This is a genomic window from Streptomyces camelliae (assembly GCF_027625935.1).
Lineage (GTDB): Bacteria > Actinomycetota > Actinomycetes > Streptomycetales > Streptomycetaceae > Streptomyces > Streptomyces camelliae.
The window spans coordinates 202,965-228,429 of record NZ_CP115301.1; the positions used below are offsets into that span (position 1 = coordinate 202,965).

The window sequence follows — 25,465 nt, forward strand, 5'->3', positions numbered from 1 at the left end:
AATGTCCTCCGATCACGAGCACAGGGATGGGTCCTGCGGATGTCCGGTGCCGCCGCGGGCCGGGCCGGGTACGCCGGCCGTGGCCCGCGGCGGGGCGACCGGAGGGGATCAGCCGATCTTGACGATCTCGCCGCTGCCGGTGGCCGGGATCGAGGACGAGGAGGTGCAGGCCGGCGCGTCCGTGCAGGCCGGCCACATCATCGTCTTGTTGGCCACGTAGACGGAGCCGTCGGGGCCCGCCAGGAAGCCGGTGGGCGCGAACAGCTTTCCGTCCGCGAGGACGGTGCGGGAGTTGTCGCGGTGGTCGATCTGGATGACGTTGCCGACGGGGTCACCGGTCGGCAGGAAGCCGGTGGTGTCGAACTGGGTCACGTAGAAGTCACCGTTGGCGCCGAAGCCGCAGCCGCTGATGGCGCTGAAGCCGCTCTGCCAGACCTTCAGGCTGCCCGTGCGCGGCGAGTACCGGTACACGTTGGCCGCGGTGGCCGAGTTGCCGTGCCCCGTGATCTGGCCGATGTACACCGAGTGGTCCGGGCCCACGGCGAGGCAGGTGGGAACGGCGTCGGTACCGGCCGGGGTGTTGGGGACGAAGGCGAGCACGCGGACGTTTCCGTGCCGGTCGACGGAGTCCAGCGTGTTCGACGCCGCGTCCACCAGGTAGAAGCCGCCGCCCGGCTTGTTGGTCAGCGCGTAGGGGTTGGAGGCGGGGAAGTCCTCGGGCACGAGGTACTTGTGGTCCGTCGTCCACTGCCAGTTGGCCGAACCGGGGTTGGCGATGACCTTGCGCCGCCCGCCGGTGACGTCCATCAGCGACCCGTACTGCTTGCCCAGCTCCGCGGTCAGGTCCGCCGGCAGACCGGACGGGACCTGCTCGGGCGAGCCCGCCGAAAGGGTGTAGACGTGGCCGTTGGGCCCGACGGTCAGGCCGTTGGGGCCGATCGTCTCTTCCTGGTTGAAGTTCGTCGCCAGTCCCTCGGCGATCCGCACCGGCTTGCCGGAAGAGATGTCCGCGACCGACCCGGTGAGGCCGTAGCACTTGGTGGCGAAGCCGGTGCCCTGGCACGCCGGGGGCGTTGCCCCGGCCTCGGAGACCAGGAGGTGGCCGTGGCGTCCCCACGCCAGGCTCCGGGGCGAGTTCAGGCCGCCGGCCACGACGGTGACCGGCGCGTCGCTGGTGAGATGGCCGGTCGGACGGTGGGACTGGGTGGCGGCCTGGGCCGTCACCCCCGATGGTCCGGCTCCCAGACTGACGAGCGCTGCCGCCGCTGCCACACCGGCGGCCAGCGTCCGGCTTGTTTTGAGACGCCACATCTTGGCCTCATTCCCTCCGGTTCGAGTGAATCCACGACTAGGTGACTGGTATTCACGCCAGGACGCACCGCGACCGACTCGCATCTGTTGCGGTATGACCCGCCCCCTGCTTCTGGTTCTGGCGCCTCAGCATTGATCACACGGCTTGTCCGTGACTGTCGATCAAGTTGGTGCCGACTTGGCGGCGCGGTGCGCCGGTGAGGGTGGCTGCAGGAATCACCTGTGTGCGAAGGGAATGCGCCGGAGCGTCAGCGGGAGGCCGGCGCCGCGCGCGTGGCTTCGCCGGAGGGCCGCGCGGCCCCGGCCATGGGCTTACGGCTGCTCGCCGCGAGGAGGGCGACCATGGCCGCGGCGGCCAGCAGGACGCAGCCGCAGACCCAGATGGCGTGGTGCAGTCCTGTGACGAAGAGGTCGCCGGTGTGCGGGGCGAGGCGGCCGCCGCCCTTGTGGCTGTGGGGAAGCTTCGCGTAGACGAGGACGCCGAGGATGGCGACGCCGAGCACCTGGCCGAGCTGGCGCAGTGCGTTGTGGACGGCGGAGGCCATCCCGGCACGGGAGGCCTCGACGGAGGCGATCGCGGTCGTGGTCATCGGTGTCAGGCTCAGTCCGACACCGCCGCCGACCAGGGCGAAGTCCCACCAGATGGCGCCGATCCCGGTGTTCGGACCCAGGCGCAGCAGTCCCAGGGTGGCCACCCCGCTGACCGCCAGCCCGGCGAACATCGGCCAGAACGGGCCGATCCTGGCCACCATGCGACCGGAGAGCGGCGCGGCGAGGGCGAAAGCCACACCGATGGCCGAGACGTCGAGTCCGGCCTCGATGGGCGAGTGGCCCTGGACGTTCTGGAAGTAGGCGCTGAAGTACACGATCGCGCCGACGAAGGCGAAGAAGACGATCATGGCGGCGACGTTGGCCACGGTGAACGCGGAGTGCCGGAAGAGCTTGATGTCGACCAGCGGTTCGGGCCTGCGCAGTTCCCAGCCGACGAAGAGGCCGAGGGCGACGAGGCCTGCGGCGAAGGCGGCGAGGATACGCGGGGAGGCCCAGCCCCACTCGGGGCCCTCGATGATCCCGAAGGCGACGGCCGCCATGGACAGGGTGCTGAGGACCGCCCCGGCCCAGTCGAAGCGGCTGGTCGCCGGATTGCGCTCCACCCGCGGGATGAGGCGGGCCCCCAGGACCACCAGCAGGGCGCTGAAGGGCACGTTGACCAGGAACACCCAGCGCCAGCCCAGGCCGTTGACGATGACCCCGCCGAGCGCCGGGCCGACCGCCAGCGCGAGGCCGGAGCTGGTCGACCACAGACCGATGGCGGTGGCGCGCTTGCCCGGTTCCTCGAAGATGGCGCGGATGATGGTGAGGCTGCCCGGCACCAGCAGGGCCGGCCCCAGTCCCTGGACGACCCGGCCTATCAGGAGGACTCCGGTGTTCGGCGCCACGCCGGTCACCAGAGCGCCCAGGCCGAAGGTCGCCACGCCGATCAGGAACAGGCCCTTGCGGCCGCGCCGGTCGCCGATGACACCGCCGGCCACCAGCAGGCTCGCGTAGACGAGGACGTAGGCGTCCACGATCCACGCCGACTGCGTTGCACCGGCGTGCAGTTCGCGGCCGATGGTGGGCAGGGCCACGCTGACGACGGTGGTCGACACCACCGCCGCGAACAGACCCCCGGCGAGCACCGCCACGGCGAGCCAGGCTCCGCGTGAGGTGGGCTCGGTGTTCTTTGTGTCCATGTAGATCCCTGTCCGTCCGTAGCCGAGACGAGGTGTGTGGGCTCTTCCACCGTGCCCGCGGGATCTTCAGAAGTCCAAGAGCTTGTTTTTCTGTCTGCCAGAAGATCTGCTTCTGCGTCAGGCGGTGCGGCCGCTCACCACTCTCCGTCGGCCAGGGAGCGCTTCAGCCCGGCCATTCCCCGGAAGATGTGTGCCTTGACCGTCCCGTGGGAGATGTCCATGGCTTCCGCTATCTCCGTGTCCTGGAAGCCCATCCAGTAGCGCAGCACGATGGCCTCGCGCTGCCGGCGGGGCAGCTCGCCGAGGGCGTGCACCACGGCCTGGTGGCCGTGCCGGGCGAGCACCGACTGCTCCGCGGAGCGGCAGAACTCGGGGACGTCGGTCAGGGCGGGGAAGCGCCGCCGGACCACCTGCTTGCGGCGGATGTGCATGCGCGCCAGATTGCTCACGGTGGACCGCAGGTACCCGACGGCGGCCCCGTCGGTGCGCAGCGCGGTCCAGCGGCGGTGCAGTTCGCAGAATGCCTCAGCCACCAGGTCCTCGGACTCCTCCTCGGCTCCCAGTAATCGGGCGAGCCTCAAGAGGTGGGCGTAATGGCTGGAGAAGAGCGAGGCGACGGTCGGGGATTCCGGGGCTGAACCGCGATCCGTGGGGTGTTCTGTGGGGTGTTCCAGGACGCCGCAGGCAGTTTTCCGTTCCATGCTGTCCGTTCTCCCGCTTGTTCTTCCGACACTTTGCGGGAGGGCCGGGGGGCCGCTCCCGGACGTGGTGCGGTGTCGACTGGCCCGGACCGGGAGAGCGTCACACGGCGATCGAACGCGAGTCAATCGACGACGGAGAGCCACATCTTCTGACTGTCAGAACTGTCCGTTATGCGGCGACGTGTGGTGCGGCTCACACGCTGCGCTGTCAACCGATTACGCACGATGAGCAACTATCGAGCGGCGAGTTCATGCATCCCTGCCACGCAGCGGTCCCGTCCATCCGCACAGGAGAGAGCCGATGGGAAACGTCGTTACGCCGAGTCAGGAAGCCGCGGCCGGTCGGCGCACGTCGGCCGAGCCCACCGAGCAGGCCAACGGGCCCGGACTCCCCGCCCGCCGGGGATACGGCCGCGAGGCGGAGCGCCCGCGGACCGGCTGCCCCCGTGTGCTCGGCCCGCGGCCGGGCCTGGGCACCGGGCCGGCCGAGGCGAGCCGCGGGCAGGGGGTGCTCGGCCGGTGAGAGTGGACATCGCCTGGTGGGAGCTGGACGGCTCGTCCCAGACCATCGAGAGCCTGCGCGAGCATCTGCGGAAGGGCGCGGTCCGGCCCTGGGCCTCGGTCCCCGGGCTGCGTGTGAAGTTCTGGATCGCCGACCAGGAGCACAACCGATGGGGCGCGGTGATGGTGTGGGAAGGCGATCGGCCGCCCGCGGGGTCGCTGCCGCCCAACCTGGCGGCTGATCTGATCGGCTGCCCGCCCACCCACCGTTCGCGGTTCGAGGTCGAGGCCACCGTCGAGGGGGTCCACTCGATGATCACCCTGGGCGGACTGGGACCTGCCCTGGCCGCCGACAGCCGCCCCTGACGACGACCGGCCGCGGCCGCGCTGCCGCGGTCGCAGACCAGCGCTCGCCGCACCGGAACACGCGCCTGACGCCGCGAGGCCCGCCCTTCGGCGGACGACGGGAGTGTGACGACAGGACCCGGGGACCGGCCGCGACCGGCTGGGCCTGCGGTCGGCGCCGCTGCCCGCCCCCGCCCGGCCCGGCCACGACCGGGAAGGCCGGGGCGGGACGGTTCGCCGGCTCCAGCCTGACGCTGCCTCAGCTTTCCTGGCCGGGGTGCGAGGAGTTCGGGCGGGACCGGGGGAGGTCCGGTAGAGCGGCGCGGGCGTGGCGGATGAGCGCCCGGGCCGCCGGGCCGGCCGGCCCGTCCGCCCGCCAGGCGAGCAGGATGCGCGCCCGTGGTGCGCGGACGATGGTGACGGTGCTGACCTCCGGTGCGTGCGCCCGGGCCAACGACTCCGAGACCAGGGCGACGCCCAACCCGCGCGCCGCGAACCGTGTCACCATGTGCGGATCGCCCGCCTCCAAGGCGATGTGCGGCTGGAAACCGGCCGCCGCACACGCCTCGTCGGCGCAGGCCCGCAGTCCGGTGCCGGTCGGCAGGCTGATCAGCGGGCGGTCGCGCAGCGCGCCGGCGGTGATGCGCTCCCGCCGTGCCAGGGGATCCGACGGATGCACCGCGGCGACGAGTGCTTCGTCCGCGACGACCTGAGTCGCCACGCCCGGCGGCAGCACCCCCGCTCCGAGCAGGGCCAGGTCCAGGCGGCCGGCGTGCAGTTCCAGGGCCAGATGCTCGGCGGTGCCCTCGGCGAGCGAGATGTCGACGTCCGGGTGCCGGCGATGGAAACCCGCCAGCACCTCGGGCAGATCGATGGACGCCATGGAGGGCAGCGCCCCGATCCGCACCTGACCGCGGACCAGTCCGGTGAGCTCGTCGATGGAGGCGCGTGCACCCTCCACCGCCGCCAGCGCGGCCCGGGCGTAGGGGAGGATCGCCTCCCCGGCCGCGGTCGGGCGGACGCCGCGGCCGGAGCGGTCCAGCAAGGTTTCGCCCAACTCCCGCTCCAGCTGGCGTACTTGGGCGCTCACACCAGGCTGGGCCACATGCAGTTTGGTCGCCGCGTGCGTGAAGCTGGCTTCCTCGACCACCGTGACGAGATACTTCAGCTGCCTGAGCTCCATAAGCAGAAATGCTAACAGTGGGACAGGTCAGCACTTGGGCTTCTGGCGGTCCCGTATGTCTACTGGACTTCGAGAACCACGACGCTCCATTGGAATCCGAGGCCCTCGGCAATCATGAGAATGACATCACCGCTGCTGCACCGGTCGGTGTCCACGAGATGTGCGAGGGCACCGAACTGGTCGGCAGCGCCTGTGTGTCCGGTCACCTCGGAGTAGTCCCACGTGGAGCGAGAAACGGGTATGCCCAGTGGGTCGAGGTAATTCCGGTACAGGAACGGCTCCCCGATGGCCGGGACGATGACGTGGGCCACGTCGGCCAGGCTGACACGGGCCTGGGAAAGGGCGGCGTCGATCGTGGACGTCAGACCGGACCGGAGGCGGCCGAGAACCGCGTCCGTGCCCATCCGGTTCTTGAGGAACGCGTGAGCGCGCGCGGTGATGTCGACCGGTGTCCGGGTCGAGGGAACGGGAGCGTGCAGGCCGCTCAGGGTGGGATCGGTGAGGGTCGCGGCGGAGAGGAGACGGGCGTACCCGGCCTCGCGACTGAGTACGACGGCGGCGGCGCCGTCGGCGAATATGTAGCCCGGTTCGCAGTTGAAGCGATCGATGTGGGGCTGGCGCCACACATCACCGGCGACGACGAGGGCGGCGCGGTCCTGGGAGGCGAGCAGGCGATGCGCGGCGAGGGTGAGGGAGTTGAGCCCGGCCGCGCACCCGCCCGACATCTCGGCGGCGAAGGCACACGGAGAGCGGACGGCCTCGGCGATTGCCGTGGCCACGCTGTACAGCGGCGGGCGGGTGAAGGGAAATACGCTCACGAAGAACACGGCGCCGATGTCCGTGCCGGACATGTCCGCGCGCGTGGTGGCCGCCAGGGCGGCGGCGTACGCGAGGTCGAGGAGGGTGTCCGATTCCTTCGCGACGGTGACGGCGCTGTATCCGGTGATCTTGGCGTCTTCTTCCGAGATCAGCCCGTCGCGAACGGCTTGTTCGAGGGGCAGAGCAGGTGGGATCTGGGCTGCCGCCGAGGCGATGTGGAGTCCGGGCCCCGACGTGAAGTCGATAGCGCTGGGGGCCAAGGCCGGGAAGGTGGGCGTTGCCGGAACCGGGGTATTCATGGTGCCCCCTCGCTGGTGGTGTGTGGCGGGTCGTTCGCTCGTGAGTACGACAGGAGAACCTGCCGGAATGTCAGGCGAGGTGCCGTAATACGGATCAGACCGTCGTCCAGGGCCGCAGCTTCTCGGGGTTGAGCACCGCCCAGATGTGCTTGATCCGGTCGTCGACGACATCGAAGGCCAGCACCGCCACCGTGAGGCCGTCCTGCAGGCTCACCAGCCCGGGCTGACCGTTGACCGTACGCTCCAGGATCGTCAAAGGTGCCCGCTCGGCGAGATCGACGCAGGCGCGCGCGATCAGCTCGCCGCCCTCGACCGGCCGGGACACGGCGGAGACCACGCCGCCGCCGTCGGCGATCACCGTGGCGTTGGGATCGAGCAGGCCGATGAGGCCGCCGATGTCCTTGGCCTCCCACACCTGCTTGAACCCCCTGACGATGTCGGCCTGCCGGACCGTCGAGGTCGCGGAGGCCCGCGAGGAGCTGACGCGGCGGCGGGCGGAGGAGGCCAACTGGCGGCAGGCCGCCGGCGTCCGGCCGACGATCTCGGCCACCTCGGCGAAGGAGTAGCGGAAGACGTCGTGCAGGACGAAGGCCACCCGCTCGGCCGGGGTCATCGACTCCAGCACGACGAGGAACGCCATGCTGACCGACTCGTCGAGGGTGACCCGGTCGGCCGGGTCCATGTGCGTGCCGCCCGACCGCGCCGTGGACCACTCCGTGCGTTCCGGAAGCGGCTCCGGGATCCATTCGCCCACATACGTCTCGCGCCGAACCCGGGCCGAGCCGAGCAGGTTGAGGCAGACACGGCTGGTCACCGTCGTCAGCCAGGCGCCCGGGGATTCGATGGCGTCCTGATCCTCGCGCGGCATCGCGTACCACCGGGCGTAGGTCTCCTGGACGGCGTCCTCGGCATCGGCCAGCGAGCCGAGAAGCCGGTAGGCGAGATTGATTAACTGACGCCGCTCGCTCATGATCACGCTCAGGCTTGGATCGGACCGGTCGTGCTCCGGCTCCGATTCGGTGGTCATCGCCTCACCCATCCCTCCGTCGCATCTGCCCTCACCACTTCGGCACAGCAACACATGTGGACATGAGACCGGCGCCTCGCCTCACATTCCGGGGAGCTGCTTTGTCGTACTGGTGAAACAAGCACATGATGCCCGACCTGAGCACCGTGTCGCGCCGCGTCGAGGGAGCGCTTGAGCGGAAGTCGAGCGGGCCGAGAAGGTCCACGGGAGCCGAGCACCATCGACCGCGCGCACATCCTGAACGCGGAGTCCTGCCCGGGGACGCGGCACCGCCCTGCTGCTCCGCGACACCGGCGCAGGAACTCTCGAACCATCACAACGGGAGGCGATGGAGAGTGGCAGTGGAGTACAGCCCCTACGACGAGCAGCTCAACGTTGACCCTTACCCGCTGTACGCGCGGCTCCGGGAGACGGCGCCCGTCCATCACAACGAAGACCTGGACATCTGGGCGCTGTCCCGGCACGCGGATGTGGACGCCGCGTTGCGTGACTCGGCGGGGTTCTCCAGCGCCAACGGTCCCCTGCTGGACTCCGCCATCTGGGGAACCGACGCGCACAAGGTGATGTCGTTCAACGCCATGGACCCGCCCGAGCACACCCGGACGCGGGCCCTGGTGTCGGCGGTGTTCAGCCCCCGGCGCATGGCCGGACTGGAGCCGCGGATCCGCGACATCGTGCGCACCCACCTCGAACCGGCAATGGAGCGCGAATCGTTCGACTTCGTCACCGATGTGGCGGCCACGGTCCCGATGGACGTGATCTCGGAACTGATCGGGGTCCCGGCCGACGACCGGGCGGAGGCGCGCCGCCTGATCAACCTCGCGTTCCACCGCCCGCCGGGCGCCCGCGACCTCACGCCCGAGAACGCCCAGGCGATGGGCGCGCTGGCGGAACACTACGTGCGCTGGGTCGACGAGCGGCGCCGCACGCCGGGCACAGACCTGCTGACCACGCTGGCGCAGGCGTCGGTCGACGGCTCCCCCCTGACCGACCAGCAGATCATCGCCCTGCTGGGGCTGCTGGTCACGGCCGGCTATGAAACGAGCCTGCGGCTGCTGGGCAACGCCTGGTACTGGGCATGGCGGCATCCCGAGCAGCGCGCCCGCGCCTTCGACGGGCAGATCACGAACTGGGTCGAGGAGACCCTGCGTTACGACACTCCCATCCAGTACCTGGTCCGCACGCTCACCGAGGACCGGACCCTGCACGGCGTCCGGCTGCCGAAGGGCGCGCGCGTCCTGCTGCTGATCGGCGCCGCCAACCGCGACCCCGAGGTGTTCGCGGACGCGGAACGCTTCGACCTCGGCCGGGACACCCACCGCGCGATCAGTTTCGGGGGCGGCCCGCACTTCTGCCTCGGTGCTCCGCTGGCCCGGCTGGAGGCTCGGATCGTCCTGGACGAACTCGCGGCCCGGATCAGCGCGTACGAGATCGACCCGGACCGGATCGTCCGCGTCTACACCACCAACATCCGTGGGTTCTCCTCGCTGCCCACCACGATCAAGCTCCGCTGACCGGTTAGGTGACCGCACATGAAATTCGGCGTATCGACGTTCGTGACCGACAAGGGGATCGCGCCCGACGAGCTCGGGGCAGCGCTGGAGGAACGCGGGTTCGACTCGCTGTTCGTGACCGAGCACAGCCATATCCCGGTCAGCCGGGACACGCCGTTCCCTGGCGGAGGTGAGCTGCCCGAAGTCTATTACCGCACGTTCGACCCGGTCGTGGTGCTCACCGCCGCCGCCGTCGCCACCCAGCGGCTGCGGCTGGGCACCGGCATCGCGCTGATCCCCCAGCGCGACCCGATCGTCTTCGCCAAGGAGATGGCCTCGCTGGACCAGGTGTCCGGCGGCCGCGCCGTCCTCGGTATCGGCGCCGGCTGGAACCGGGAGGAGATGCGCGACCACGGCACCGACCCGCGCACCCGGATGGCGCTGATGCGCGAGCGCGTCCTGGCGATGAAGGAGCTGTGGACCCGCGAACAGGCCGAGTTCCACGGCAAGTACGTGGACTTCCCCCCGGCGTACTCCTGGCCGAAGCCGCTCCACCCGATACCCGTGCTGGTCGGTGGCTGGGGGCCGGGAACGTTCGACCGGGTGCTGGAGTACGGCGACGGCTGGTTCCCGTACGCCGCGAACCCCGAGGTGCTCGCCGCCGGCATCGCCGAGCTGCGGGAGCGTGCCGGGCGGCGGGTGCCGGTGGTGGTGCACGCGGCCGCGCCCGAGCCCCAGGCCGTGGTGGGCCTGACGGAGGCGGGGGTGGACGAGATCACCTTCAACCTGCCGCCCGCGCCGCGCGACGAGACCCTGCGCCGCCTTGACCGGATGGCCGGGTTGCTGGACTGACACGGTCGCGCGTCCGGCCGGCGGTTCGCCGAACCGCCGGCCGGACGCGCGACGCGACCGAAGTCGCCCTCGGACTACTGCACCTTGAGTACTGCGGCGCTGAACTGGAATCCCACTCCCTCGCCGATCAGGAGAACGACATCACCGCTGCTGCACCGGTCGTGGTCCATGAGATACGACAGCGCGCTGAACTGGTCGCCGGGACCGATGTGGCTCGTCGTCGCGTAGTAGTCCCACGCGGTGCGGGAAAGGGGCACGTTCAGCATGTCCAGGTACCGCTGGAGGAAGGCCCTCCCGATGGCCGGCAGGAGCACATAGGCGACATCGTCCAGGTCGACACCGGCCAGGGAGAGGGCGGCGTCGACCGTGGACGTCAAAGCGGCTTCGAGGCGTTCGTGAGCCTCGTCGGGGGTCATGCGGGTCTCGAAGAACGCGCGGGCGCGCGCGCTGATGTCGACGGCCGTGCGCGCCGAGGGGACGTCGGCGTGCAGCCCGCTCAGGGTGGGATCGGTGAGGGTCGCTCCGGAGAGGAGACGGGCGTACCCGGCCTCGCGGCTGAGCACGACGGCGGCGGCGCCGTCGGCGAACACGAAGTTGGGGTTGCAGTTGAAGCGATCGATGTGGGGCTGGCGCCACAGATCGCCGGCGACCACGAGGGCGGCCCGGTCGTCGGTGACCAGCAAGCGGTGCCCGGCCATGACGAGGGCATCCACACCGGCAGCGCAGGACGCGTTCGAGAGCTGGGTGGCGAAGGCGCAAGGAGAGCGGACGGCTTCGGCGATTGCTGCGGGAACGTTGTAAAGGGGCGTGTGCGTGAAGGGGAACACGCTCACGAACAGCACGCTGCGGATATCGGTGGCCGGTACGGTGGAACGCGCGATGGCCGACGAGGCGGCACCGGCCGCGAGGTCCAGGATGGTGGTTGATTCCTTCGCGATGGTGACGCCGCTGTATCCGGCTATGTCGGCGCTCTCCTGCGGGTATTGTCCGTCGCGGACGGCGTCCTCGACGGACAGGGCGGGCGGAAGCTCGGCCGCGGCTGAAGCGATGTAGATCGCGTCCCCCGCCGTGAAGTCGGTAGCGCTGGGGATCAGAGCCGGATAGGAGGACTGTGTCATGGTGAGCCTTCCGTGTTGGCGGTTGCGGCCGTGCTTGCGGGCGGTGAACACGTAGGAGCGCACGAGGACCCGGCGACGGGCAGTCTCCCGCCGACGGGTCGTGGCTCCTGACAGGTGTTCAGACAGTGGGGAGCGAGTGCGCGGCCGGGGCCAGGTGTCCGACCCGCGGCGGGTCGGCCTCGTCGTAGTGCGACCACTGCCGGATCTCCCGGCAGTCGGGGCGCAGGAGCATCGCCGCGCCGGGCCGCAGCCCGAGGGCGTCGGCGGTGCCCTCGTCGAGCAGGTGGACGGCGAGCGGAATCGGCCCGGTGGCGAGGGCCCCGGCCTCGGTCCAGGGCTGTCCCTGCGGCCCGGCGAGCAGGGTGAGACCCTCGCCGACCAGGTCGATGGTGCTCACCGGGTCGGTCGGCGCCGGGGCGCCGTCCGGGGCCGGAAGCCAGTGGTGCGCCAGCCGCCCGTTGAGGTCCCACGGCAGGGTCTCGGCGCTGGTGGCGGGCTCGGTGGGCGGTGCGGCGGAGAAGTCCACGTTGTGCTTGCCGACCGGGCGGCGCTCGGTCTCGTACGAGTCGAGCAGGTCGGCCGGTGCCCATCCCCGCAACACCCAGGCGAGCTTCCAGCCGAGGTCGAAGGCGTCCTGGATCGCGGTGTTCATGCCGGTGCCGCCCCGTGGCGTCATCCGGTGGGCCGCGTCGCCGACCAGGAAGCCGCTGCCCTCCCGATACCGCTCCGCGAGCATGGCGGCGAGCGCGAAGCTGCTGAACCGCTCGATCCGCGGCCGGAGCGTATCGACGCCCGCGGCGCGGGCCAGCAGCTTTGCCAGCTCGGCTTCTTCGAGGTCGGCCAGCCCGGCCTGGTCCGGCGTGCGTCCCCGCGCGAAGGCCCACCGGTCCCCGTGGCCCCGGCGGCTGAGGAAGCCGGCGGCGTCCGGCCGGGTGATCATGTAGACGGCGGGTTTCCGGTCCCCGACATCGGGATTGATCGATGCCCGGAACTGGACCGCCTCGTAGGCGCCCAGGTGATCCAGGCCTTCCATGGCGATGCCGAGCTGCTCGCGCACCGTGCTGTACGGGCCGTCCGCGCCGATCACGTAACGCGCTTCGAGCGGGTGGGTGCTCCCGGTCCGCGGGTCCAGCAGGGTGGCCCGGACGCCGTCGTCATCCTGGCGGAGCCCGGTCAGCTCGCATCCCATCCGCACCGCCGCGGTCGGCATCGTGCGCAGATGGGCGAGCAGGACCGACTCCGTGTCGTCCTGCGGCGCCCAGGCCGGCCGGGTCGGGCTGACCAGAGCCGCCTCGGCCTGTGTCGGGATGGCCATCGGGATCTCACTGCCCGTGCCGGCGGCCAGCGACTCCGTGACGTACGTGTACGCATCGACGTCGCCCGCCCTGGCGCGTACGGCTGCCTCCAGACCCCATCGGCGCATCAGTTCCATGGTCCGGGTACTGATCAGCATGGCGCGCGACAGGGCCGACGGCTCGGCCCGCTTCTCGACGAGCAGGACATCGATCCCGTAGCCGGCCAGGGTGATGCCGGCCACCATGCCGGCCGGACCGGCGCCCACGATCAGCACCTGGACCTGGTCCGGCAGCGATTGCCCTGATTGCCCCGATTGTCGTGATGCTGTCATGGTGTCTGACGCTAGGCACCGCCCGAGTACGCCGTCAAGGCAAGGGCAGCGGCCGTCAAGTGGCCGTCGAGCGGCGCTCGTTGGAGAGGCGTCTCCACGGCCTCGACCAACACTGCGGACAGGTTGTGGAGGGCTTCGCCTCACATTCCGGCGGGCTGTCCTGTCGTACTGATGAGACGAACGCATCGTCCAGCGAGCTGACACACTCAACCAGTCAGGAGACACCATGAACACCCCGGCTCTGCAGACGCAGTTCACCGAACCGGCGCCCGCCGAGCGCCTGGAGCAGGTGGCCGCCGCGCTGAGGGAGAAGAACTTCGACGTCGAGATCCTCGATGACGCCGCCGCCGCGCGGGCCCGCATCAAGGACCTGATCCCCGAGGGCGCCACCGTGTTCACCGGGGCCAGCGAGACCCTCCGCCTGTCCGGCATCGACGAGGACATCAACGGCAGCGGACGCTACGACTCCGTCAAGGCACGCAGCACCACCATGGACCGTGCCACCCAGATCAAGGAGATCTGGCAGCTGCTCGCCTGCCCCGACGTCATCGTGGGCAGCGCCGCCGCGGTCACGGAGACCGGCTCCGTGGTGTTCGCCTCGGCCAGTGGCAGCCAGCTGGCCGGTTACTCGGGCGCCGCGCAGCGCGTGATCTGGGTCGTCGGAGCGCAGAAGATCGTGCCCGACCTGAGCACCGCGCTGCGTCGCATCGAAGAACACTGCGTCCCGCTGGAGGACGAGCGCTGCAAGCAGGCTTACGGAGTGCCCAGCTCCCTCAACCGCCTGCTCGTCCTCAACGCCGAGCCCGCCCCCGGGCGCGTCACCCTCCTGCTGCTCCGCGAAGCCATCGGATTCTGACACCACCGGCAGTCACGCACGCACCTCGGGCCCGATCGGCGTGAGCACAGCGGCAGCCGCCCCGTACCGGCACCCCGGTGCCGGGCTGTCGTGCGGTGTGATCGGGTGCCGGGGCGCGGTCAGGTGAAGGGCGGGTTCGGGTGCCGGGTCCGCGCGAGTGCGACAGCCGGACCCGGCCATGTGTACGACACCACGGCGAGGGACCGGCCGTACGTACGTTCCGGCCGGTCCCTCGCATGAACACCAGGAGGGGACGACCATGTCTGGTCTGCAGGACAAGGTAGTGATCGTGACGGGCGGCTCCGGCGGGCTGGGCGCGGCGACGGCGGCCTGCATGGCCCGGGGCGGGGCCAGGGTGGTGGTCACCGGCCGGGACAGCAAGGAAGGCGAGAAGGCCGCCGCCGACATCGGGGGTGTGTTCCTCCGCCACGACGTGACCAGCGAGGACGACTGGCGTGCCGTGGTGGAAGCGACGGTCGACCGCTACGGCCGGCTGGACGGCCTGGTCAACAACGCCGGCACGGACTCCTGGTCACTGATCGAGAACGAGTCCCTGGAGCAGTTCGAACGAGTCCTGAAGGTCAACCTGACCGGGGTGTTCCTCGGGCTGAAGGCGGTCATCGCGCCGATGAAGGCGGCCGGCGGTGGCTCGATCGTCAACATCGGCTCCGCCACGGCGCTGACGGGGCACCCCATGACCTCGGGGTACGGGGCGTCCAAGTGGGGTCTGCGTGGCCTCACCAAGACGGCTGCGGTGGAACTGGGCCGCTACCGGATCCGGGTGAACTCCGTCCACCCCGGCCTGGTCCACACCCCGATGACCGAGGCCCATGGTGCGCGGCTCGGGGAGGGCAACTTCCCGCTGGCCCCACTGGGCCGGGTCGGCGTGCCGGAGGAGATAGGCGAGGCGGTGTCCTTCCTGGTCTCCGATGCGGCCGCGTACATGACGGGCGCGGACATCGCCGTGGACGGTGGCTGGACGGCCGGGGAGGCCGCCCTGATGCAGCATGCCGACGCCCCCGGCACCCCGGCGGACTGAGCGCACAGGGAAAGCCCCCGCCCCCGAGATCGAGGGCGGGGGCTTTCCCGCCGAGCGCCGGGCAGGCCTTGCACCTGCATCTCCCCGCAGGAAGCGGGGCGTCTTTCCTTGGACCACCAACGCATCGCGCTCCGCGCCGTATCGGGCGCCGCGCTCAAGATCGACTCTATCCCACCGGGCCCCGCACACACAAACCGTGCCGGCGTACCCCCGGAACCGGACGTGTGCTCCCGCCCCGCTCGAACTCCCCTGGTGCGCACGGGACGTGCGCTCATGCCGCCCCTAGGGTGGCCCCGCACGGCGTGTCACTTGAGCCGGTTCCGGTTTGTCTCACAGGCGGGAGCCGAGACCACCGACGGGCGCTGTCCGTCGTGTCAGAGGAGGGACTTGTGTGAGCCGGAGCGAAGAGTTCGACGCGGTACGGCCGCTGCTGTTCTCGCTCGCCCACCGCATCCTGGGCAGCGCCGGCGACGCCCAGGACGCCATCGAGGAGACCCGGCTGCGCTACGAGAGCGCCCCCGCCGTGCCCGCCCCGGCCACGGCATTCCTGTCCGCCGAGGTCGTCCGAGTCTCCTGGGAGACCCTGCGCGCGGCCCGGTCACGGCAGGACGAGTACGCCGGTCCCTGGTTCGCCGGGCCGCCGCCGGCCGACCCTTTCCAGGACCCCGACCGGCCGCCCGAGCCGGCCGAGTCGCTGTCGACGGCGGCCGTACTGCTGCTGGAGCGGCTGTCGCCGCTGGAGCGGGCGGTGTTCGTGCTGCGGGAGATCCTCGGCTGCGACATCGCGCGGACCGCGTCGGCCGTGGGCTGCTCGGAGGCCGCCTGCCACCAGCTCGCCGCCTCCGTGACGGCACGCAGCGACGCCGGCGGCGAGGCTCTGCCCTGGCCCGGATACGTCGCCGGCGCGGACCACTCGGCCCGGTTGCTCGCGGCGATCGTCCCCGCGCTGCTCCGCGTCGGCGTCACCATGCGGCCGGCCGACGTGGCCGCCGGCCCCGGCGCAGCCTTCCACGACCACCACGGCACCTTCCTGGGCGCCCTGGCGCTGGACGTCCTCGACGGCCGCATCCAGGCCGTCCGCCGCGTGCCCGAGGCGGCGGGGGAGGCGGCATGAGGACCCCACCCCCGCACTCGCGCCGAGTGCCGGTCGGTCCTCGTGATCCGCGTCCTGCCGGCCGACGAGCAGCCGGTGTTGCACGGCGGGCGGCGTGCGCTGCTCGCCGCCGAGAAGGACATCGAGGTGGTCGCCGAGCCCGGTGACGGCGGCCGGAGTTGCGGCCGGCCGGGGAACGGCAGCCCGACATCGCGCTCACCGACGTGCCGCTGCCCGTCCTCGACGGCGTCGAGCCGACCCGGCGTGTCACCGTCGGCCCGGTCCTGTCCGGGGTGCGGGTGGTCATCCTGACCGGCGCCCGCAGCGACGGCTGTCTGTCCTCGACGGCGTCGAGCCGACCCGGCGTGTCACCGCCGATCCGGTCCTGTCCGGGGTGCGGGTGGTCATCCTGACCGGCGCCCGCAGCGACGGCCACGTCGTGGACGCGCTGCGGGCCGGCGCCGCCGGATTCCTCGTCAGGGACATCGCGCCCGCCGATCTGGTGCACGCCACTGAGGGTGGTCGCGCGCGGGGACACCCTGCTCGCACCGTCGGTCACCCGCAAGGTGATCAGCCGGCTCGTTGCCCTGCCGCTGCCGCTGCCGCTGCCGCTGCCGCTGCCGCTGCCGCTGCCGCTGCCGCTGCCGCTGCCGCTGCCGCTGCCGTTGCCGTTGCCGTTGCCGCTGCGCGCGCGGTCCGGGCTCCTCCCGGAGCTGACCGACCTGACCGACCTGACCGGCCGTGAGCGCGAGGCCGTCGCCCTGGTCGCGCGGGGGCTGACCACCGACCGGATCGCCGACCGCATGGTGATCAGCGCGCCGACCGCGAAGTCCCACATCGACCGGGCACGGACCAAGCTGCGGGCCCGCGGCCGCGTCCACCTCGTGGGCCTCGCCCACGAGTCCGGGCTGGTCGGTCCCCCTCCGGGGGCGGGGACGGCCGCCGCGCACGCCCAGTAGCATGGTGCGCAACGGCCGTGAGCAGCGGTTTCGTTTCTGTGGAGGAAGGTCGAGGAAGGTCCAGGTGCCCTACCGTTTTGCCACCGAGCGGACGGACGACTCCGACCTCGCGTCCGGGGTCGTACTGCACTCGGCACCCGGCTACCCCGCCTACCCGGCCCGCCTGGCGGTCGAGATCTTCTGCCGGGCCCTGGCGCACACCGGCACCGGCCAGCCCGTCACCCTGTGGGACCCCTGCTGCGGCAGCGGCCATCTCGCGACCGTCCTCGGCTGGCTGGAGCGCCCCGCCATCGGGCAGATCGTCTGCAGCGACGTCGACACCGAGGCGATCACCCTGGCCCGCAAGAACCTGGCCCTGCTGACCGAGGAGGGCCTCGCCGCACGCGAGCGCGAACGCCTCGAACAGAGCGAGCGGTTCGGCAAACCCGCCTACCAGGAGGCCGCGGCCGCCACCCGCCGCCGCGCCGTCCGGCTCGCGGCCGACGGCGGAAGCCTGCCCTGGCGTGCCGCACAGGCCGACGCCTTCGACCCCGCCGCCCTGCGCGACCTGCTCGCGGACACCGCCCCCGACCTGGTGATCACCGACGTCCCCTACGGCGAACGCACCCACTGGGGCGGCGGTGCCCCCGAGCAGCCCATCCCGGCCCTGCTGCGCTCCCTCGCCGCCGTACTGCCCCCGCACGCGGTCGTGGCCGTCAGCAACCGCGGCCGGAAGATCCCGGTGGCCCCGCTGCGCCCCCTGGAACGCCTGAAGATCGGCACTCGCTCGGTGGTGCTGCTCCGCGCCGGCGACATCGGCCACGAGCAGCAGCCGTAAGCCACGTCCCGTGTAGCCTTCGGGTCACACCGGAAAGACCACGACCCCTGGGGAGACAGGTGCCTGCGGGCCGACGAATCACCTCGCGCAACGCCCAGTTCCAGCAGTGGCAGGCGCTGCTCGCCAACCGCAAGAAGCGCCAGCGCGCGGGGGAGTTCCTGGTACAGGGAGTACGTCCCATCTCGCTCGCCGTCGAACACGGCTGGCCCGTACACACACTGATCCACGACGACCGGCGGGGGCTCTCGCGCTGGGCCGGGGAACTCCTCGACACCGTCCCCGCCGAGCGCATCGCCATGGCCCCGGAGCTGCTCGCCGACCTCGGCGAGAAGAACGAGGCCGCCCCCGAGCTCGTCGCCGTCGTGGGCATGCCCGCCGACGACCTCCAGCGCATCCCGGTCGAGGACGACTTCCTCGGCGTCCTCTTCGACCGGCCCACGAGCCCCGGCAACATCGGCAGCATCATCCGCTCGGCGGACGCCTTCGGTGCCCACGGCCTGATCGTCTCCGGGCACGCCGCCGACGTCTACGACCCCAAGTCGGTCCGTGCCAGTACCGGTTCGCTCTTCGCCCTGCCCGCGGTCCGTGTGCCCTCCCCCCGCGAGGTCGCCGACTGGCTCCAGGCCCAGCGCGCCCAGGGCAAGCCGGTCCTCATGGTCGGCACCGACGAACACGGCGAGAAGAACGTCTTCGACTTCGACCTCACCCAGCCGGTCCTGCTGCTCATCGGCAACGAGACCAGCGGCCTGAGCGGCGCCTGGCGCGAGCTGTGCGACCACACGGTGAGCATCCCCATCGCGGGAGCGGCCAGCTCGCTGAACGCGGCCAACGCCGCCACCACCGTCCTGTACGAGGCCTCCCGCCAGCGCATCGCGGCAAAAGCCCAGGTCAGTGGGGTTTGAGAGGCTGCACTCTACCGGTGGTAGAACCGGCGTAGAATCCCCGTATGGGCAAGCCGACGAGCATCAAGACCAGCGAGGAAGTGCGTGACCGGCTGCGCACCCTCGCCGCCGAGCGCGGCACCACCATCACGGAACTGCTGGAGGAGCTGGCTGCCCGCGAGCTGACGGCGGCCGAGCGGGAGCAGCGGGCCGTGGCGGCCGCCCGTGAGCTGGGTGTGGAGTACACCGACGAGGTCCAGCAGGCGGGCCAGGACGCCTGGGCGCGGATCCGCGCCCACCAGGGCGGCACGGCCGCATGAACCTGACGGCCGTCCTGGACCACACCGCCCTGACCGCCCTGTACCGCGCGGACCCGTTCTTCACCGGTCTCTACATCGAGGCCTCACGCGGCACCGGCCGCGTCATCGTCCCGTCCCTGTCCGTCCTGGCCGCCGAACGCCGGCTCCCCGGCGCGGGCCGGCATGCCGCGTCCCTGCGCTTCGCGGAGCACACCCCGTTCACCACGGCGCACGCGGCGGACGCGATGGAGTGGAAGGACGTGGACTGGCCGGTGGCCCACGCGGCGGCGATCGCCTGGCAGACCCTGAGGGCCGGGGACCCGGCGACGGTCCTGTCCCTGGAACCTGCCCTGTACCCGCCCACCGGCATCACCCCGCTGAACCCCGCCTGACCACCACATGGTCATCGCTGTGGTCATCGCCGTGATCATCGTTCCCGGCGGGCGGGCGGGCCGGTTCGTGCGCGGCGGCGGACCGTGCGCAGCGGTCGGCGGCCCAGAGCAGGGGGCCGCTGCAGGCCGTGGTGGCGAGCGCCATGACCAGCAGGGCGACACAGAGGCCCGGCGTGCGGATGTGTGCGCTGTGACCGGCCTGCAGGACCACGATCTCCGTCAGCCCGCGCGTGTTCAGCAGAGCCGTCAGGGTCCAGGCCCCGGGGCGCGCGACGGCGTCGGCGGCTCCGGGACCGGCCGTCCCGGCGGGCTCGGGCGGCAGCGCCAGACCGACGAGCACCGTACCGGGACGGCGGGGCCGGGGCGTGCGGGGGAGACCATGTTTTCTCAAGAAGGCCTCGAAGCACGGCGAAGAGCATCGTGCCCGGCAGCGCCGGCGCCCCACCCGGTCACCGACCGGCGCCGACTGGGCCACGGCACCGATTCCTTCGTCAAGGAGCATCCGTGAAGGCACTCGTCCTGTCAGGGGGCACCGGCACCCGGTTGCGACCCCTGACGCACACCTCCGCCAAGCAACTGGTACCGGTGGCCAACAAACCCGTGCTGTTCTACGGGCTGGAATCCATCGCGGCGGCCGGCATCACCGAGGTCGGCGTGGTGACCGGCGACACCGAGGACGAGGTGCGGGCGACCGTCGGGGACGGCTCGGAGTTCGGGATCCGCGTGACCTATCTGCGGCAGGAACAGCCGCTCGGACTCGCGCACGCGGTGCTGACGGCCCGCGAGTGGCTGGGGGACGAGGACTTCGTCATGTTCCTCGGCGACAACTTCCTGATCGACGGGATCACCTCGGTGGTCGAGGAGTTCTCCGCGTCCCGGCCCGACGCGCACATCCTGCTGACCAAGGTCGCCAACCCGTCGGCGTTCGGCGTGGCCGAGGTCGCCGCGGACGGCACGGTCGTACGACTGGAGGAGAAGCCCGAGGCGCCCCGCAGCGACCTCGCCGTGGTCGGGATCTACCTCTTCACCTCCGCCGTCCACGAGGCCATAGACCGCATCACCCCGTCCGCGCGGGGCGAGTTGGAGATCACCGACGCGATCCAGTGGCTGATCGACCGGGACTTCACGGTGCGCTCCACCCTCATGGAGGGCTACTGGAAGGACACCGGGACGGTGGAGGACCTGCTGGAGGTCAACCGGATCGTGCTGGAACGGCTGCGCTCGCGCACGGACGGACGGGTGGACGAGGCCAGCGAGCTGGTCGGACGGGTCAGCGTGGGCCGGAACACGGAGATCCGCAACTCGCGGATCATCGGCCCGGTCGTCATCGGCGACGGCGCGCGCATCCACGGCTCGACGATCGGACCGTTCACCTCGGTCGCCGACGACTGCGCCATCATCGACAGCGGCATCGAGTACTCGATCGTGCTGGAGGACTCCCGGATCGAGGGCGTGCGCGGCGTGGAGGCCTCGCTCATCGGCCGCAGCGTACGGGTCACCGGCGCGCCCCGGACCCCGCGGACGCACCGGCTGGTCCTGGGCGACCACAGCACGGCCCGGATTAGCGCATGAAGGCCCTGGTCACCGGCGCGGCCGGATTCATCGGTTCGCACTTCGTGCGGATGCTCCTCGACCCGGCGCAGGACGGCGAGCGGCACACCGTCACCGCGGTCGACAGCCTCACCTACGCGGGCAACCGGGAGAACCTCGCCCCGGTCCGTGACCACCCGGGGCTGCGCTTCGAGCAGGCCGACGTCAGGGACGCCGCGCTGCTGGACCGGCTCGTCGCGGGCCACGACACGGTCGTGCACTTCGCCGCGGAGTCCCACGTGGACCGCTCCATCGACGGAGCCCGGGACTTCGTGCTGACCAACGTCCTGGGCACGCAGTCGGTGCTGGACGCCGCGCTGCGCCACGGTGCGCGGGTGGTGTACGTCTCGACCGACGAGGTCTACGGCTCGATCGCCACCGGGTCGTGGCCGGAGGAGCACCCGCTGCGGCCCAACTCGCCGTACGCCGCGTCCAAGGCGTCCGGTGATCTGCTGGCCCAGGCCTACCACCGCACGCACGGGCTGGACGTCCGGATCACCCGCTGCTCGAACAACTACGGCCCGTACCAGTACCCCGAGAAGATCATCCCGCTGTTCGTCACCAACCTGCTGCGCGGACTGACGGTCCCGCTGTACGGCGACGGGATGAACGCGCGCGACTGGCTGCACGTCGACGACCACTGCCGGGGCATCCTGCTGGCCCTGCGGCACGGCCGGCCCGGTGAGGTCTACAACATCGGCGGCGGCACGGAACTGACGAACCGGGAGCTGACCGACCTGCTGCTGAAGGCCTGCGGGGCGGGGCCGGAGCGCATCGAGTACGTCGCCGACCGCAAGGGGCACGACCGGCGTTACTCGGTCGACTGGAGCAAGGCCCGGCGCGAACTGGGCTACGAGCCGCGCCGTGACTTCACCGCCGGTCTCGCCGAGACGGTGCGGTGGTATCGGGAGAACAGCACCTGGTGGGAGCCCCTGCTGCGGCGTCCGGCCAGGTGACCTGCTCACACCGGGTGCCGCAGGCAGGCGAGCAGGCTGCGGGCCGCCACGTTGAGACAACCGCTGTGCCGCACCAGGGTGTGCAGCCGGTCCAGCGCCACCCAGCGGAAGCCCGGCGCGGCACCGTGTGGTGGTGAACTCGTGCGTGCGGTTCGGACGCCCTAGAAGAGCGAACCGCTGGTGCTGCACCTCCCGTCATCGTGAGGGGAGCCCCCAGCTTGTGCGGTCGGCTTCGAGACCCGACCGCGAATGGATCCATGCCCCGGCCGGCGAGCTGACCGGAGCGCGAGGTGTGCGCTTGTTCAGACCGTCTTGATCGTGCCGCCGTCGATGGCGTAGTCGACGCCGGTGATGTTGCCGGCCACGTCGGACAGGAGGAACGCGATCAGGGCCGCCACTTCTTCGGCTCGGCCATGCGGCCGGTCGTGACGTTCTGGGCCGTCACCATCTGCTGGACGAATTCGGCAAGGCCCATGCCGGCCGCGGCAGCCCACCGGCTGACCTGGCCGTCGGGGTTCTGATAGACGGAGGTGCGGACCAAGCCGGGGGAGACGGTGTTCACGCGTACGCCTCGGGGACCGAACTCCTCGGCCAGGGACTTGCCGAGCGCGGTGAGCGCCGCCTTGGCCGAGGTCATGGCGACCGGGAGACCCCCGGGCATCCGGGCGAGAATGGACGACGTTGACGATCGCTCCCTGACGCTCCATCAGGCCGGGCAGGGCCAGCGGCTCCCGGATGACGGGCACAGGAGGCATCAAGACGTGCTCGGGCGGGCCCGTGGCCTGCACCAGCGAGGTGGACCTGGAGCTCTACAACGACTTCTCGAACCAGTGGATGACGATCGGGACCGCGCGCCAGTCCAAGTGCGCGCCTCCGCTGCGGTCGTCGACCGCAGCGGCAACCTGCGAGCACCACTCCGGTGACCCGACTCATGCCTTCCGGACGACGACGTACGGGACTCTCGTGAGCTCGGGCGGCTCCGCGGGCGGCGGCACGGCGAACAGTCCCGTCCTGTACCTGGCCTGCGTGTAGTGGGAAGTTGGAGGTTCTGCGCCGCTCGGGCAGCGCAGAACCTCCAACTGCTGCAGAGAGGATCGATCATGACCTCGGAGCACGACACGCTGTGGCGTCGCTGCGCGTACCTGGGACGCGTCCTGCTGCCACTGCTGGACAAGGAGCCATGGCGTCAGGATCGCCGCCGAGAGCGGCTGCACTCCTCGGACATCGACGTGTCGGTGGGGGAACGACTCATTGAGGTCTTCGCGGCCTTAGCCGCCCACGCCGTCGCGGTGGACACTTCCTTGCCCGCATCAGAGTTCGAGACCCTGCCCCTCAGCACCGTGGCCGACGCGGCAACCGGAAAGCAAGACTTCGAACTACTCGCCGGGCTCCCAGACACCTTCGCCGACGAACGCGACGAAATCGCGGTCAAGGTCTTCCGCCTGTACGCATACAAGGGCGGCCAAACCAGTCTCCAGCTCCTTCGGCTGAGCACGGAAGTGCGCCATACGCTGACCGTCCTTGCCGCCCGCGAGCCGGGACCCGTCCCTACCTGCGGAGACATATTCCGCCAGGCGGACCAGGCCAACCTGCCGCAGTAAACACGGAGATCACCCTCTCCGAGCCGTCGTCGCCAGCAACACAATCTGACGGACGATGCTACTCCTCAGACAGCCGCCCACGACCAGGGTGAGCGCCCCGAGAACCGGTCACACCAGCCCTTTAACCTGCGACTTCAAGTTGGCGGAGGCTCACTGGACTGCCAGGAGGTGCAGTTCGCCGGACGTCCACTGTCCCTTGTCCAGGACATGCTTGGCCTCCTGGAAGAGTTCGCCGGTCAGGCCGAGCTGCGTTGCCTCCATGTCGTCGGCGAGCCGGGACAGATATCCGCCCGCATCGCCTGCGAGACAGCACGGTTTCCCCTCGGGACCGACCCACGGCAGAAGGCGCAGCTGTCCGGTCGCGCTCGTCATGCCGTGACCTCCACTCCGTGGATCAGATGGGGAGCAATGTCGATACCGCGCACTGCCAGCCGGAGCGTGCGACGCCGAGCCTGCTGTTTGTGTGCCTCCCGCCGTTCGTGTGCGACCAGGAACGGGCGGACCAGTCCGATCTCCTCACCGCGCAGTACCCGGGCGGTCGGCACGCGGGACGGACACGCGGTCGACGCTTCTACAACAAGGCCGGCGGATGGGCGATCGGGTCTGCGATGGCGGCCCGGTGTGGGCAGGAGCAGCCGTAGCATCGGCCCGAAGAGGCGGGCGATACAGTGCGGCATGTCGACGCTCCTTGTCAGCGCTGGCCACGCCCCGGACCGTTCGCCCGGTCGCGGAGCGCTTCTTCTCGTCGGCGTTCGGCGTTCGGCGGCCAGGACCGACAGGGACGGGATGATGACGTGGCCGGTGCCGACGCCGCTCGCTCAGCCGGCGACCCGCTGACCGCCTGTCAGGCCGGGACCCTCGCCCAGTTCGAGGCACACGCAGGCAACGGGGTCGAAGCCTTCGACCTCGAACGACGGGCCCGCGGTGCACTCGGCGAGCAGCGCCCAGCTGTCGCCGACGCCTGGCTGTCCGGCCTCGAAGCCCTCGGCCACGCCGCCGCGGGAGACGCCCGTCCCTGGCGCTGACCGGCTGGTGTGTCTATGCGTGGTCCGGATGCGGCCGGTCGGTGTCGTCGGGGGTGGTTGCGGGCTTGGTGTGGAGGACTTCGCGGGCCTGGTCCGCGGCGCGGGCGAGACTCTCGGAGACGAAGTCGAGGAACCGGGCGATGTTCTCCAGGCGGGTGGCGGCCGGGGTGCCGGCCACGAGGATGTCGATGCCCTGGCGTGCGGTCTCGGCGACCTGGGCGGTGGAGCGGACGCTGGCCATCATGGACTGGTACCAGACGTCGTCGTCGATGGAGTAGCGCTCGCGGCGGCGTTCGTCGCGGTCCCGGCGGACCAGGTCCTGGCTCTCCAGGAAGGCGATCGCCTTGGAGATGGACGCCGGGCTGACCTGGAGGCGCTGGACGAGTTCGGATGCCGTGAGGCTGCCCGCGTCGCTGATGCAGAGGCTGGCCATCACCCGGGCCATCATCTTGGGCGTGCCCGACTGCATGAAGACGGTGGTGAGCGTCTCCTCGTACTCGCGTACCGCTTCGGCGTCGCGTCCGTGGGCCTGCGGGGGCGTCGCCGCATCACGGGGCGCGGCCTGCCTGCGCCGGTGGGCACGGCGTTCGGTGGCGCGGTGGGCGAGGTCGGCGCGGTAGGCGGTGGGACCGCCGTTGCGCATGACCTCGCGCGTGACGGTCGAGGTGGGGCGGTCGAGGCGTCGGGCGATCTCCGCGTAGGCGAGGCCGTCGGCCAGGCCCAGCGCGATCTGCTGACGTTCGGGCTGGGTGAGCCTGCCTCCTGGCATCGCGGTCTCCTCAAGTGGTCCGTGGTGTCGCCACCATAGCGTTCACCCTCAATCCATTGCAACGGGTGCATCGAGTCTGTTGCGTTACCGCTCAGGTCGATGCAACGATTTCTCGCTCTGACCTGCGGCGATAACACTCATTCGCAACAAGCTTGTTGCCGTATCGATGAATGCAACAT

At 70.9% G+C, this 25,465-nt stretch carries 28 protein-coding genes and 2 pseudogenes; 17 read left to right on the forward strand and 13 right to left on the reverse strand.

Translation table 11 applies throughout. From position 1 onward, the window contains the following. Positions 1–108: 108 nt before the first annotated feature. From O1G22_RS44025 to O1G22_RS44035, 3 genes are all read right to left on the reverse strand, one after another. A complete protein-coding gene (locus O1G22_RS44025) occupies positions 109–1,311 on the reverse strand; it encodes a ScyD/ScyE family protein (RefSeq protein ID WP_270086881.1) in 1,203 nt (400 codons plus the stop codon). 248 nt (positions 1,312–1,559) lie between these two features. After that, positions 1,560–3,044, reverse strand: coding sequence for an MFS transporter (locus O1G22_RS44030; protein ID WP_270086882.1), 1,485 nt, complete (start codon positions 3,042–3,044; stop codon positions 1,560–1,562). A 134-nt stretch (positions 3,045–3,178) separates the two neighbouring features. Continuing rightward, positions 3,179–3,745 carry an RNA polymerase sigma factor gene (locus O1G22_RS44035; RefSeq protein WP_270086883.1) on the reverse strand — a complete coding sequence of 189 codons (567 nt, stop codon included), beginning with the start codon at positions 3,743–3,745 and terminating at the stop codon, positions 3,179–3,181. A gap of 301 nt (positions 3,746–4,046) precedes the next feature. Here O1G22_RS44035 and O1G22_RS44040 point away from each other — a divergent pair, with 301 nt between their 5' ends. Both O1G22_RS44040 and O1G22_RS44045 read left to right on the forward strand, forming a co-directional pair. After that, a complete protein-coding gene (locus tag O1G22_RS44040) occupies positions 4,047–4,268 on the forward strand; it encodes a hypothetical protein (RefSeq protein WP_270086884.1) in 222 nt (73 codons plus the stop codon). Further along, positions 4,265–4,612 (forward strand): hypothetical protein, encoded by a 348-nt coding sequence (locus O1G22_RS44045; protein ID WP_270086885.1) that lies wholly within the window; start codon positions 4,265–4,267, stop codon positions 4,610–4,612. The genes O1G22_RS44040 and O1G22_RS44045 overlap by 4 nt, the downstream gene beginning before the upstream one ends. Positions 4,613–4,850: 238 nt before the next feature. On the opposite strand, the gene O1G22_RS44050 is transcribed toward O1G22_RS44045, so the two are convergent. The 3 genes from O1G22_RS44050 to sigJ all read right to left on the reverse strand — a co-directional run bounded on the left by O1G22_RS44050 (position 4,851) and on the right by sigJ (position 7,919). Continuing rightward, on the reverse strand, positions 4,851–5,774 hold the full coding sequence (locus O1G22_RS44050) for a LysR family transcriptional regulator (protein ID WP_270086886.1): 924 nt from the start codon (positions 5,772–5,774) through the stop codon (positions 4,851–4,853). A gap of 59 nt (positions 5,775–5,833) precedes the next feature. Next, entirely contained in the window at positions 5,834–6,853 is a 1,020-nt protein-coding gene (locus O1G22_RS44055) for a ketoacyl-ACP synthase III family protein (RefSeq protein ID WP_270086887.1), read from the reverse strand. A gap of 133 nt (positions 6,854–6,986) precedes the next feature. Further along, positions 6,987–7,919: an RNA polymerase sigma factor SigJ gene (sigJ, locus tag O1G22_RS44060; RefSeq protein ID WP_225102110.1), complete on the reverse strand. Its 933-nt coding sequence runs from the start codon at positions 7,917–7,919 to the stop codon at positions 6,987–6,989. 341 nt (positions 7,920–8,260) lie between these two features. Between sigJ and O1G22_RS44065 the strand changes: the two genes are divergently transcribed. Then, entirely contained in the window at positions 8,261–9,433 is a 1,173-nt protein-coding gene (locus O1G22_RS44065; protein WP_225102111.1) for a cytochrome P450, read from the forward strand. Positions 9,434–9,451: 18 nt separating this feature from the next. Then, positions 9,452–10,264 carry an LLM class F420-dependent oxidoreductase gene (locus O1G22_RS44070; RefSeq protein WP_270086889.1) on the forward strand — a complete coding sequence of 271 codons (813 nt, stop codon included), beginning with the start codon at positions 9,452–9,454 and terminating at the stop codon, positions 10,262–10,264. 74 nt (positions 10,265–10,338) lie between these two features. On the opposite strand, the gene O1G22_RS44075 is transcribed toward O1G22_RS44070, so the two are convergent. Both O1G22_RS44075 and O1G22_RS44080 read right to left on the reverse strand, forming a co-directional pair. After that, positions 10,339–11,382 carry a 3-oxoacyl-[acyl-carrier-protein] synthase III C-terminal domain-containing protein gene (locus O1G22_RS44075; protein ID WP_225102112.1) on the reverse strand — a complete coding sequence of 348 codons (1,044 nt, stop codon included), beginning with the start codon at positions 11,380–11,382 and terminating at the stop codon, positions 10,339–10,341. A gap of 118 nt (positions 11,383–11,500) precedes the next feature. Next, complete coding sequence (locus O1G22_RS44080) at positions 11,501–13,237, reverse strand: FAD-dependent monooxygenase (RefSeq protein ID WP_333492500.1); 1,737 nt, start codon at positions 13,235–13,237, stop codon at positions 11,501–11,503. Here O1G22_RS44080 and O1G22_RS44085 point away from each other — a divergent pair. The 8 genes and pseudogenes from O1G22_RS44085 to O1G22_RS44120 all read left to right on the forward strand — a co-directional run bounded on the left by O1G22_RS44085 (position 13,236) and on the right by O1G22_RS44120 (position 19,345). Continuing rightward, positions 13,236–13,865, forward strand: coding sequence for an LUD domain-containing protein (locus tag O1G22_RS44085; protein ID WP_225102114.1), 630 nt, complete (start codon positions 13,236–13,238; stop codon positions 13,863–13,865). The genes O1G22_RS44080 and O1G22_RS44085 overlap by 2 nt on opposite strands. Positions 13,866–14,124: 259 nt before the next feature. Beyond that, complete coding sequence (locus tag O1G22_RS44090) at positions 14,125–14,904, forward strand: glucose 1-dehydrogenase (RefSeq protein ID WP_225102115.1); 780 nt, start codon at positions 14,125–14,127, stop codon at positions 14,902–14,904. Between the two features lie 391 nt (positions 14,905–15,295). Next, positions 15,296–16,018, forward strand: a complete 723-nt coding sequence (locus O1G22_RS44095) for a sigma factor-like helix-turn-helix DNA-binding protein (RefSeq protein WP_270086891.1) — start codon at positions 15,296–15,298, stop codon at positions 16,016–16,018. 310 nt (positions 16,019–16,328) lie between these two features. After that, positions 16,329–16,956 (forward strand): annotated as a pseudogene (locus tag O1G22_RS44100) (LuxR C-terminal-related transcriptional regulator). A 64-nt stretch (positions 16,957–17,020) separates the two neighbouring features. Further along, positions 17,021–17,773, forward strand: a complete 753-nt coding sequence (locus O1G22_RS44105; protein ID WP_270086892.1) for an rRNA methyltransferase — start codon at positions 17,021–17,023, stop codon at positions 17,771–17,773. Between the two features lie 59 nt (positions 17,774–17,832). Next, entirely contained in the window at positions 17,833–18,675 is an 843-nt protein-coding gene (locus O1G22_RS44110; protein ID WP_270086893.1) for a TrmH family RNA methyltransferase, read from the forward strand. 44 nt (positions 18,676–18,719) lie between these two features. Further along, positions 18,720–18,974: a hypothetical protein gene (locus O1G22_RS44115; protein ID WP_270086894.1), complete on the forward strand. Its 255-nt coding sequence runs from the start codon at positions 18,720–18,722 to the stop codon at positions 18,972–18,974. After that, positions 18,971–19,345, forward strand: a complete 375-nt coding sequence (locus tag O1G22_RS44120; protein WP_270086895.1) for a PIN domain-containing protein — start codon at positions 18,971–18,973, stop codon at positions 19,343–19,345. The genes O1G22_RS44115 and O1G22_RS44120 overlap by 4 nt, the downstream gene beginning before the upstream one ends. Here the strand turns inward: O1G22_RS44120 and O1G22_RS44125 are convergent. Next, positions 19,323–19,685 (reverse strand): hypothetical protein, encoded by a 363-nt coding sequence (locus tag O1G22_RS44125; protein WP_333492501.1) that lies wholly within the window; start codon positions 19,683–19,685, stop codon positions 19,323–19,325. The two genes, O1G22_RS44120 and O1G22_RS44125, sit on opposite strands and share 23 nt — an antisense overlap. Before the next feature lie 164 nt (positions 19,686–19,849). On the opposite strand from O1G22_RS44125, the gene O1G22_RS44130 reads away from it, so the two are divergent. Next, positions 19,850–20,917 carry a glucose-1-phosphate thymidylyltransferase gene (locus O1G22_RS44130; RefSeq protein ID WP_270086896.1) on the forward strand — a complete coding sequence of 356 codons (1,068 nt, stop codon included), beginning with the start codon at positions 19,850–19,852 and terminating at the stop codon, positions 20,915–20,917. Next, on the forward strand, positions 20,914–21,891 hold the full coding sequence (gene rfbB, locus O1G22_RS44135) for a dTDP-glucose 4,6-dehydratase (RefSeq protein ID WP_270086897.1): 978 nt from the start codon (positions 20,914–20,916) through the stop codon (positions 21,889–21,891). Before O1G22_RS44130 ends, rfbB begins: the two co-directional genes overlap by 4 nt. A gap of 5 nt (positions 21,892–21,896) precedes the next feature. Here the strand turns inward: rfbB and O1G22_RS44140 are convergent. Then, positions 21,897–22,004: pseudogene (locus O1G22_RS44140) on the reverse strand (NDP-hexose 2,3-dehydratase family protein); the annotation flags it as partial. A 272-nt stretch (positions 22,005–22,276) separates the two neighbouring features. After that, complete coding sequence (locus O1G22_RS44145; RefSeq protein WP_333492502.1) at positions 22,277–22,552, reverse strand: SDR family oxidoreductase; 276 nt, start codon at positions 22,550–22,552, stop codon at positions 22,277–22,279. A 74-nt stretch (positions 22,553–22,626) separates the two neighbouring features. Here O1G22_RS44145 and O1G22_RS44150 point away from each other — a divergent pair, with 74 nt between their 5' ends. Together O1G22_RS44150 and O1G22_RS44155 are read left to right on the forward strand one after the other, a co-directional pair. Further along, entirely contained in the window at positions 22,627–22,923 is a 297-nt protein-coding gene (locus O1G22_RS44150) for a hypothetical protein (RefSeq protein ID WP_270086898.1), read from the forward strand. Between the two features lie 68 nt (positions 22,924–22,991). Beyond that, positions 22,992–23,492, forward strand: coding sequence for a hypothetical protein (locus tag O1G22_RS44155; RefSeq protein WP_270086899.1), 501 nt, complete (start codon positions 22,992–22,994; stop codon positions 23,490–23,492). A 150-nt stretch (positions 23,493–23,642) separates the two neighbouring features. Here O1G22_RS44155 and O1G22_RS44160 read toward each other — a convergent pair whose 3' ends face one another. Continuing rightward, a complete protein-coding gene (locus tag O1G22_RS44160) occupies positions 23,643–23,864 on the reverse strand; it encodes a hypothetical protein (RefSeq protein ID WP_270086900.1) in 222 nt (73 codons plus the stop codon). 422 nt (positions 23,865–24,286) lie between these two features. Here O1G22_RS44160 and O1G22_RS44165 point away from each other — a divergent pair, with 422 nt between their 5' ends. Then, on the forward strand, positions 24,287–24,517 hold the full coding sequence (locus O1G22_RS44165) for a hypothetical protein (protein WP_270086901.1): 231 nt from the start codon (positions 24,287–24,289) through the stop codon (positions 24,515–24,517). A 13-nt stretch (positions 24,518–24,530) separates the two neighbouring features. Here O1G22_RS44165 and O1G22_RS44170 read toward each other — a convergent pair whose 3' ends face one another. Next, on the reverse strand, positions 24,531–25,286 hold the full coding sequence (locus O1G22_RS44170; RefSeq protein ID WP_270086902.1) for a GbsR/MarR family transcriptional regulator: 756 nt from the start codon (positions 25,284–25,286) through the stop codon (positions 24,531–24,533). Positions 25,287–25,465: the final 179 nt, after the last annotated feature.

What these genes read in the sequence shown, in the direction of transcription:
- O1G22_RS44025 (WP_270086881.1), bottom strand. Translation starts at nt 1,311, where the DNA reads ATGTGGCGTCTCAAAACAAGCCGGACGCTGGCCGCCGGTGTGGCAGCG.
- O1G22_RS44030 (WP_270086882.1), bottom strand. Translation starts at nt 3,044, where the DNA reads ATGGACACAAAGAACACCGAGCCCACCTCACGCGGAGCCTGGCTCGCC.
- O1G22_RS44035 (WP_270086883.1), bottom strand. Translation starts at nt 3,745, where the DNA reads ATGGAACGGAAAACTGCCTGCGGCGTCCTGGAACACCCCACAGAACAC.
- O1G22_RS44040 (WP_270086884.1), top strand. Translation starts at nt 4,047, where the DNA reads ATGGGAAACGTCGTTACGCCGAGTCAGGAAGCCGCGGCCGGTCGGCGC.
- O1G22_RS44050 (WP_270086886.1), bottom strand. Translation starts at nt 5,774, where the DNA reads ATGGAGCTCAGGCAGCTGAAGTATCTCGTCACGGTGGTCGAGGAAGCC.
- sigJ (WP_225102110.1), bottom strand. Translation starts at nt 7,919, where the DNA reads ATGACCACCGAATCGGAGCCGGAGCACGACCGGTCCGATCCAAGCCTG.
- O1G22_RS44070 (WP_270086889.1), top strand. Translation starts at nt 9,452, where the DNA reads ATGAAATTCGGCGTATCGACGTTCGTGACCGACAAGGGGATCGCGCCC.
- O1G22_RS44075 (WP_225102112.1), bottom strand. Translation starts at nt 11,382, where the DNA reads ATGACACAGTCCTCCTATCCGGCTCTGATCCCCAGCGCTACCGACTTC.
- O1G22_RS44085 (WP_225102114.1), top strand. Translation starts at nt 13,236, where the DNA reads ATGAACACCCCGGCTCTGCAGACGCAGTTCACCGAACCGGCGCCCGCC.
- O1G22_RS44080 (WP_333492500.1), bottom strand. Translation starts at nt 13,237, where the DNA reads ATGGTGTCTCCTGACTGGTTGAGTGTGTCAGCTCGCTGGACGATGCGT.
- O1G22_RS44090 (WP_225102115.1), top strand. Translation starts at nt 14,125, where the DNA reads ATGTCTGGTCTGCAGGACAAGGTAGTGATCGTGACGGGCGGCTCCGGC.
- O1G22_RS44115 (WP_270086894.1), top strand. Translation starts at nt 18,720, where the DNA reads ATGGGCAAGCCGACGAGCATCAAGACCAGCGAGGAAGTGCGTGACCGG.
- O1G22_RS44120 (WP_270086895.1), top strand. Translation starts at nt 18,971, where the DNA reads ATGAACCTGACGGCCGTCCTGGACCACACCGCCCTGACCGCCCTGTAC.
- rfbB (WP_270086897.1), top strand. Translation starts at nt 20,914, where the DNA reads ATGAAGGCCCTGGTCACCGGCGCGGCCGGATTCATCGGTTCGCACTTC.
- O1G22_RS44145 (WP_333492502.1), bottom strand. Translation starts at nt 22,552, where the DNA reads ATGCCCGGGGGTCTCCCGGTCGCCATGACCTCGGCCAAGGCGGCGCTC.
- O1G22_RS44150 (WP_270086898.1), top strand. Translation starts at nt 22,627, where the DNA reads ATGACGGGCACAGGAGGCATCAAGACGTGCTCGGGCGGGCCCGTGGCC.
- O1G22_RS44155 (WP_270086899.1), top strand. Translation starts at nt 22,992, where the DNA reads ATGACCTCGGAGCACGACACGCTGTGGCGTCGCTGCGCGTACCTGGGA.
- O1G22_RS44160 (WP_270086900.1), bottom strand. Translation starts at nt 23,864, where the DNA reads ATGACGAGCGCGACCGGACAGCTGCGCCTTCTGCCGTGGGTCGGTCCC.
- O1G22_RS44170 (WP_270086902.1), bottom strand. Translation starts at nt 25,286, where the DNA reads ATGCCAGGAGGCAGGCTCACCCAGCCCGAACGTCAGCAGATCGCGCTG.